At 75.5% G+C, this 7638-nt stretch carries 7 protein-coding genes and 1 pseudogene; 7 read left to right on the top strand and 1 reads right to left on the bottom strand.

Features of this window, described 5'->3' with window-relative positions:
* The 6 genes and pseudogenes from GTW43_RS03900 to GTW43_RS03875 form a co-directional block, all read left to right on the top strand.
* Positions 1–424: pseudogene (locus GTW43_RS03900) on the top strand (FAD-dependent oxidoreductase); the annotation flags it as partial.
* Between the two features lie 39 nt (positions 425–463).
* The gene (locus tag GTW43_RS03895; RefSeq protein WP_237536386.1) at positions 464–1723 is read left to right on the top strand and encodes a histidine kinase; all 1260 of its coding nucleotides are present in this window, start codon (positions 464–466) and stop codon (positions 1721–1723) included.
* Positions 1687–2331, top strand: a complete 645-nt coding sequence (locus tag GTW43_RS03890; protein WP_161300201.1) for a response regulator transcription factor — start codon at positions 1687–1689, stop codon at positions 2329–2331. Before GTW43_RS03895 ends, GTW43_RS03890 begins: the two co-directional genes overlap by 37 nt.
* Positions 2332–2483: 152 nt before the next feature.
* Positions 2484–3443, top strand: a complete 960-nt coding sequence (locus GTW43_RS03885) for a DMT family transporter (protein ID WP_237536387.1) — start codon at positions 2484–2486, stop codon at positions 3441–3443.
* Positions 3444–3454: 11 nt separating this feature from the next.
* Positions 3455–3991: a putative immunity protein gene (locus GTW43_RS03880; protein ID WP_161300199.1), complete on the top strand. Its 537-nt coding sequence runs from the start codon at positions 3455–3457 to the stop codon at positions 3989–3991.
* A gap of 115 nt (positions 3992–4106) precedes the next feature.
* Positions 4107–5096 (top strand): alpha/beta hydrolase, encoded by a 990-nt coding sequence (locus tag GTW43_RS03875; RefSeq protein WP_161300198.1) that lies wholly within the window; start codon positions 4107–4109, stop codon positions 5094–5096.
* On the opposite strand, the gene GTW43_RS03870 is transcribed toward GTW43_RS03875, so the two are convergent.
* Positions 5056–6405 carry an MFS transporter gene (locus GTW43_RS03870; RefSeq protein WP_343245891.1) on the bottom strand — a complete coding sequence of 450 codons (1350 nt, stop codon included), beginning with the start codon at positions 6403–6405 and terminating at the stop codon, positions 5056–5058. The genes GTW43_RS03875 and GTW43_RS03870 overlap by 41 nt on opposite strands.
* A 139-nt stretch (positions 6406–6544) precedes the next feature.
* Here GTW43_RS03870 and GTW43_RS03865 point away from each other — a divergent pair, with 139 nt between their 5' ends.
* Entirely contained in the window at positions 6545–7474 is a 930-nt protein-coding gene (locus GTW43_RS03865; RefSeq protein WP_161300197.1) for a LysR family transcriptional regulator, read from the top strand.
* Positions 7475–7638: the final 164 nt, after the last annotated feature.

Below are 7638 nucleotides of genomic sequence, written 5' to 3'. Positions count from 1 at the left end.
TCTGGCCGCGCGCGCCGGGCTGACCGCCCTGCTCGCCCGGGTCCGCCCCGCCCGCGACCGCGCCGTCGGCCAGATCACCGGGCTCGGGGTGCGCTACCCGGCCCCCAGGGGCGCCCACCGGCTCGTCGGCACCCGCGTCCCCGACCTGCGGCTGCGCGACGGCTCCCGGCTCTACGAGGCCCTGCGTGCGGGCGAGTTCGTCCTGGTCCTGCCCGCCGGGGCCACCTGCGCGGGCGCCCGCGTACGGGTCGCGCACTGGGCGGGCGAGCGCCGCACCGCGCTCCTCGTGCGGCCCGACGGATACGCGGCCTGGGCGAGCGACGAGCCGCTCGCCGCCGCCCCCGACGACGCCGCCGGTGCGCCGGACAGGGGAGTTAACTCCACCGACTTCCCCGCCGAGTTCGCCACATACTCGTTGCGATGACAGCAACGGGTCAGTAGACAGGGCGGAATGGGGGACGGCATGAAGCGGATGCAGGCACTGAGGCGCAGCCACCATCTGTGGGTGCTCTCGCTGGCGGCGATGCACTGGTCGGTGATGGTCGGGCTCGCGGTGTGGACGCCGGTCCGCGGCATGCTGCCGTGGGCGGCCCGGGGCATGCGCCGCCTCGTGGACCGCGAGCGGGCGCTCGCCGGACGCTGGTCCGGCATCGAGGTCGGCGCCGCCCCCGCCCCGGCGCGCGACGAGAGCGAGCGGCACGGTGTCGTCGCGCGCTACCGCTGGCTCCTGGAGGACCCGCAGCGGCTGCGCGAGTGGCGCTGGGTCACCCTCTACTCGTTCGTCGGGGGCCTCCTCGTCTGTCTGCCCGTCGGCCTGGTCTGCTACGGCCTGTGGGGCGTCTTCCTCGGCTTCTTCGGCGCGTACCTGGCCCAGGACGCCGGCTGGGACGGCCTCTGGTACACGGCGGTCCACGTCACGGACGTCCCGACCGGGCTCATGGCGGGGCTGCTCGGCCTCGCCGTCGCCGCGGCCGGTGTCCTGGCCGCGCCCGGCGTCGTCGACCGGCACGCCCGCTTCGTGCGGGCCGCGCTCGCCCCGAGCGAGCAGGAGGTCATGGCCGCGCGGATCGCGCATCTCGCCGCGACCCGGTACGACGCCGTCGACACCTCGGCCGCCGAACTGCGCCGCATCGAGCGCGACCTGCACGACGGGGCGCAGGCCCGGCTCGTCGCGATGGGCATGACGCTGGACGCGGCCGAGCACCGGCTCGACGAGGACCCCGAGGCCGTCCGTGCCCTCCTCGCGGAGGCCCGCGCCTCCTCCTCGGCCGCGCTCCGGGAGCTGCGCGACCTCGTCCGCGGCATCCACCCGCCGGTCCTCGCCGACCGCGGACTCGCCGACGCCGTACGGTCGCTGGCCCTGCTCAGCCCGCTGGACACCGAGGTCACCGTCGACCTGCCGGCCCGCCCCGAGGCCCCTGTCGAGTCGGCGGTCTACTTCGCGGTCGCCGAGACGGTCACCAACGCGGCCAAGCACGCCGAGGCCGAACGGCTGTGGATCGACCTCGCGTACGACCCGAGCCGCGCCACCCTCCGGATCGGTGTCACCGACGACGGGCAGGGCGGGGCGGACCCCGCGCGCGGCAGCGGACTGGCGGGGATCGAGCGGCGGCTCGCGCCCTTCGACGGTGTCATCGCCGTGCACAGCCCGGCGGGCGGGCCCACGCAGATCTCGATGGAGGTGCCGTGCGCGTTGTCGTCGCCGAAGACCACTTCCTGCTGAGGGACGGCCTCGTCCGCCTGCTCGGCGCCCACGGCCACGAGGTCGTCGCCGCCGTGGACAACGGCCCGGAGCTCCTCGACGCCCTCGTCGGGGAGCGCCCGGACGTCGCCGTCGTGGACGTGCGGCTGCCGCCGGGGTTCAGCGACGAGGGCCTGCGTGCGGCGCTCGCGGCCCGCCGGGAGGTCCCCGGTCTCCCCGTGCTCCTGCTCTCGCAGTACGTGGAGCCCCTGTACGCGCGGGAGTTGCTGTCCGACGGCGCCGGGGCCGTCGGGTACGTGCTCAAGGACCGGGTCACGAACGGCGCCGAGTTCCTCCGCACGATCGCCCAGGTCGCGGACGGCGGTACCGCGATGGACCCCGAGGTCGTGACGAAGCTCCTCGCCCGCAAGGTCCGCGACCAGCGCCTCGGCTCCCTGACGGCCCGTGAGCGCGAGGTCCTCGGCCTCCTGGCCCAGGGCCGCTCGAACGCGGGGGTGGCGGAGTCGCTGGTCGTGACGGAGAAGGCGATCGCCAAGCACATCGGCAACATCTTCACCAAGCTCGGCCTGTACCCCGGGGAGAGCGACAACCGCCGGGTCCTGGCGGTCCTCGCCTACCTGGAGGCGTAGGCGATCGTTCGCATCCACTGAACGGTCACTCCACAAACATTCGCTGGACGTGACAGGTGGTGGCGGGTGACCGTGGACGTGGTGGAGGTGCGGACGCACCCCACCGCCCCTCCTGTCGCTCTCCGGAACGGATGCCGCCTCACTTGTCACTCCTGAACCGCACGGCCCCCGCCGCGCGCACCGCCCGCCCCGCCCCGCCGCTCTCCCGCACCCTCGGCGCCGGTCTCGGCCTCGCCCTCCTCGCCACCGTCGTCTGGTCCGGCAGCTTCGTCACCGCCCGGGCCCTGCACGACAGCGTGCCCCCGGTCCAGCACGCGTTCTGGCGCTGGGTGATCGCGACGGCGGCGGTCGCCCCGTTCGGCGCCCGCGCGGCCTGGCGGCAACGGGCCCTGCTGCGCCGCCACGCCGGTTTCGTCGTCCTGGCCGCCCTGCTCGGCGTCACCGTCTACAACACGCTCGTCAACCAGGCGGGCCTGACGACCTCCGCGGGCAACATGGGCATGATCATGGCCGCGTCCCCCGTCCTCATGGCGCTCTACGAACGCCTCGGCGGCGCCCGTCTCGGCGCCCGGCGCGTCACCGGAACCCTCGTCGCCTGCGCCGGAGTCGTCCTCCTGGTCAGCAGGGGCTCGCTCGCCCCGGACCTCGCCCCCGGCGACCTGTGGGTCGTGGCCGCGGCCCTCTGCTTCGGCTCGTACAGCGCGCTCCTGCGCCGCCGCCCCGCCGGACTCGGCGGCCCGGCCTTCCTCTTCGCGACGTTCGTCGTGGGCACGGCCCTGCTCGTGCCCGCCTACCTGACAAGCCTCACCCTCCAGGGCGGCTTCACCCCGCGCCCCGGCACGATCGCCCCGCTCCTCTACGTCGGCGTCGTCTCCTCGGCGCTCGCCTTCTTCGCCTGGAACAAGGCGATCACCCTGATCGGCGCCGCCCGCGCCGGCGCGGTCTACTACCTCCAGCCGGTGTGCGTCGCCCTGCTCTCGTACGCGGTGCTCGGCGAGTCGATGACCTGGATGCGGGCGTCGTGCATGGCCCTGATCCTGGCCGGGGTGATCCTGGCCTCCCTGACCCGGTCCGCCCCGGCGGCGTCCGGTCCCTCCGCCACGCGCGTGTGAGAATCGCCCCCGTGAGCGGTGCGAGCGGGGATTTCGAGCTGTCCGTCCAGGAGTTGCGCGCCGTGGCGCGCTACGTCGCCGAGGTGGCGCAGGAGGTGCTGCCGGTGTTCGAGCGGGCCGTGCCCGGCGACCTCCGGCCGCGGGCCGCCCTCGATTCCGCCTGGGAGTTCGTCGGGGGAGCGAACCGGGGGAAGGGACAGCGGGTGGCCTCGATGGACGCGCACCGGGCCGCCGGGGACGCGGCCGGTGACGAGGCCGCCCGGCTCGCCGCGCAGGCGGCCGGGGACGCCGCGTCCGCGGCCTACCTCCATCCCCTCGCCAAGGCGCACCAGGTGGGCCACATCCTGCGTGCCGCGGCGAACGCGGCGCGGATCGCCGAGCTCGAGGCGGGCGGTGACGCCCGGGCCGCGGAGCGGGCGATCGAGGCGGCGCGAGCCCGGGCCACCCCGCTGCTGGTCGACGTGTTGCGCCGCTACCCGTGCGCCCCGCAGGGGCGCAGCCGCCCCGCGCAGCTCATGGCCGCGCTGGACGCGGCCCTGCGCGCCTGACGGACGCCGGTGTTGCCGGAACGGCAACACCGCTCGGACTCCCGGGCCCGGCGCGGTCAGCATGGAAGGGCGGGACGGTGCTCGGCCGGTCCGGAAACCACGTGCGGAGGTAGTGATGTCGCAGTCGTCGTCGAAGGGGCCCGTGCACCGGACGGTGGAGTCGCCCGCGGGGCGGACGCATCTGGTGGAGCAGGGGGACGGGCCGCTCGTGCTCCTCGTGCACGGGTTCCCGGAGTCCTGGTACTCGTGGCGGCGCCAGCTGCCCGCGCTCGCCGCCGCCGGGTACCGGGCGGCGGCCGTCGACGTGCGCGGGTACGGGCGTTCGTCGCGGCCGGCGCACGTCGAGGCGTACCGGATGCTGGAGCTGGTCGAGGACGCCGTCGCCGTCGTGCACGGCCTGGGTGAGGAGAGCGCCGTCGTCGTCGGGCACGACTGGGGCGCCGGGATCGCGGCGAACGCGGCGCTCGTGCGGCCGGAGGTGTTCCGCGCCGTCGGGATGCTGAGCGTGCCCTACGCGCCGCGGGGAGGTCCGCGGCCCTCCGAGGTGTTCGCCGGGATGGCGGCCGGGGGCGGCGACGAGTTCTACGTGTCGTACTTCCAGGAGCCCGGCCGGGCCGAGGCGGAGATCGAGCCGGACGTGCGCGGCTGGCTGCGCGGGTTCTACGCCGCGCTGTCCGCCGACACGATGCCGGGCGAGGACGCGCCCGACCCGCACTTCGTCGCCCCGGGCGGGCGGCTGCGCGACCGTCTGCCCGCGGCCGGGCCCCTGCCGTCCTGGCTGGACGAGGACGAACTCGACGTCTACGCGGGCGAGTTCGAGCGGACGGGGCTGGCCGGGGCGCTGGCCCGGTACCGGAACATGGACCGCGACTGGGCCGACCTCGCCCCTCACGACGGGGCCCCGGTCCCGCAGCCCTCGCTGTTCATCGGCGGCACCCGCGACGCCTCGACCATGTGGCTCGCCGACGCCCTGGAGGCCTACCCGAAGACGCTGCCGGGCCTGCGCGGCAGCCATCTGCTCGACGGGGCCGGGCACTGGATCCAGCAGGAGCGGCCCGACGAGGTCAATCGGCTGCTGGTGGAGTGGCTGTCCGGGCTGGAGTGAGCGCCCCGGCCGTGCCGGACCCGGACGCAGACGTGGGCCCCGGCGCGGCCTGCGCCGCCAGGCGGGCCGCGCACAGCCGCCGTTGGAGGAGCGCGAGCCCGGCGACGGCCGCGCCCAGGACCAGCCAGCCCGCCGGTCCCGCCGCCATCACCCCGGACGTGACGACCGGCGGGCCGACCGAGCGCTCGACGGACGGCGCGGTGCCGGCCGCGCCGAGATAGGCGGCGCGGGCCTCGGGCGGGGCCAGCGAGACGGCCAGCTCCCAGGAGCTGACCGAGCGCATCAGCTCGGCGAGCGTGATCAGCACCGTGCAGCCGGTCAGGGCGAGCGAGGCGAACCAGGCGCCGCCCGCCCCGGACACCGCGAGCAGCGCACAGCCGAGCACGGTGAGCAGCCCGTACCGGGACAGCGCGCGCAGGGCGCCGTACGGCCCGTCGAAGCGGGCCGTGACGCGCAGTTGCAGCAGGACGACCATCGCCGTGTTGATGACGAGCGTCGCCGGGATCAGGGTGTGCGGCGCGTCCGTGTGGTGCACCAGCCACAGCGGGATGCCGACCCCGAGGATCGTGTCGTCGACGTTCGTCGCGATGTCGAGGAGCACGAAGCGCAGATAGCCGGGGTCGCGCCAGGGCGAGGCCGACGCCTCGGCGCCGCCGGATGCCGGGGCCCGGTGCGGGCGGCGGGCCGCCGTGCGGGCCGTCAGCGCGGCGGCCGCGGCGAACGACACCCCGTTGACGACGATCAGCGCCCGGTACGCCCCCTCCGTGCCGACCGCGAGCCCGATCGCGGCGACCCCGGCCCCGAACCCGTACGCCGCGTTGGCGACGCTGCGCGACAGCGCCTGGTAGGTGGCCCTGCGCTCGCCCGCGGCCTCCGTCGCGAAGATCATCTCGAGCGTCTTGGCCGCCCGGTCGCCCATGCTCAGCAGGGCCACGACGGGCAGCAGCGTCGCGAACCGGTCCAGGGCCAGGAGCGCGCACACCGCGGCGAGCCGCAGCAGATGGCACCAGATCAGCAGGGTCCGCACGGCGAAGCGTCCGGCGAGCCGGCCCGCGAGCGGAGAGCCCGCGATGCCCGCGATGCCCGCCGTGCCGAGCAGCAGTCCGAGCGGACCGCCGTCCAGACCGGTGACGAAGGTGAAGTAGAGGACCGAGGACGCCGCCCACACGCCGGTGCCGGTGCGGTCGATGAACTGGGCGAGCAGCATCGTGCGCGCGTCGCGCCCGCCGGGCGGCCGCCGCAGCTGGGCGGCGAGCCCCGGCCCGCCGCCCCTGCCCCTGCCCGTACCCCTGGCCTTTCCGCTGACCACCTGTGAACCCCCGTTCGGCTCGACTGCCGCGTGCCTGCCGTGTGGCTGCCGCGTACCGCCCGAGAGAGTCTCGGTGTCGAGAATCTTGATGTCAAGGTTTTTAGGTCGGCGGAACGGTCCCGTCCCGTACGTTGAGGGCATGAGCGAGGACGAGCTTCCGGCGGCCGCCGTGCGCCGGGAACGGTGGGACATCAAGAAGCTGGTGATCCTGCGCACCCTGCGCGAGCGCGGCACGGTCACCGCCACCGCGCAGGCCCTCCTGATGACCCCCTCCGCCGTCTCCCAGCAGCTCACCAACCTCGCCAGGCAGCTCGGCGTCCCCCTCCTCGAGGCGCAGGGCCGGCGCGTCCGGCTCACCGACGCCGCCCACCTCGTCCTGCGGCACGCCGAGGCCGTCTTCGCCCAGCTCGAGCGCGCCGACGCCGAGCTGGACCGGTACGTGCACGGCGAGGCCGGGGTCGTGCGCGTCGCCGCGTTCTCCACCGCCGTGCCCGCCCTCGTCGTGCCCGCCGTCCGGGCGCTGCGCGCCGCGCACCCCGGGATCACCGTCCGCGTCCGTGAGGCCGAGGCCGCGCAGGCCTACGAGCTGCTCGCGGCCGGGGACGTCGAGCTCGCCCTCTCGCTGGCCGCGCACGCGCCGACCGCCCGTGATCCCCAGTTCAGCCGGGTACCGCTGCTCGCCGACCCGCTCGACGTGGCCCTGCCCGTCGGCCACCCGCTCGCCCACGAACCCGCGCTGCGCCTGGCCGACCTGGCCGGCGAGCCGTGGATCTTCGGCGGCTCGGGCCCCTGGTCCGAGATCACCACCGCCGCCTGCGAGGCCGCCGGGTTCGTGCCCGAACAGGCGCACAGCGCGGCCGGCTGGACCGCGATCCTCGCCATGGTCGAGGCCGGGATGGGGGTCGCCCTCGTCCCGCGGATGGCCGCCGCGCGCCGCGACGGCGTCGTCATGTGCCCGCTGGGCGCCGACCGGCCCGTACGGCACGTGGTCGCCGCGGTGCGCAAGGGAGCCGAGGAGTGGGCGACGGTGCGGCGGGTCCTGGACGCCCTGACCGTTCAGCAGAGCTGAAAGACGACCTCGGAAACTTTCGATGGACCTGTCCGGTCCGGGTGTCCGACAGTGGACCCATGACGACGAACGCCGAGGCGAACACCACTCCCGCGACCGACGACCCGCACGCCAACGACGCCGACCCGTACGGCGGCGGCGACCCGTACGCCGACTACCGCACC

The organism is Streptomyces sp. SID5785 (assembly GCF_009870065.1).
GTDB lineage: Bacteria > Actinomycetota > Actinomycetes > Streptomycetales > Streptomycetaceae > Streptomyces.
Note: the sequence above shows the minus strand (reverse complement) of the source record. Positions and strands in the feature narration are given on the sequence as shown.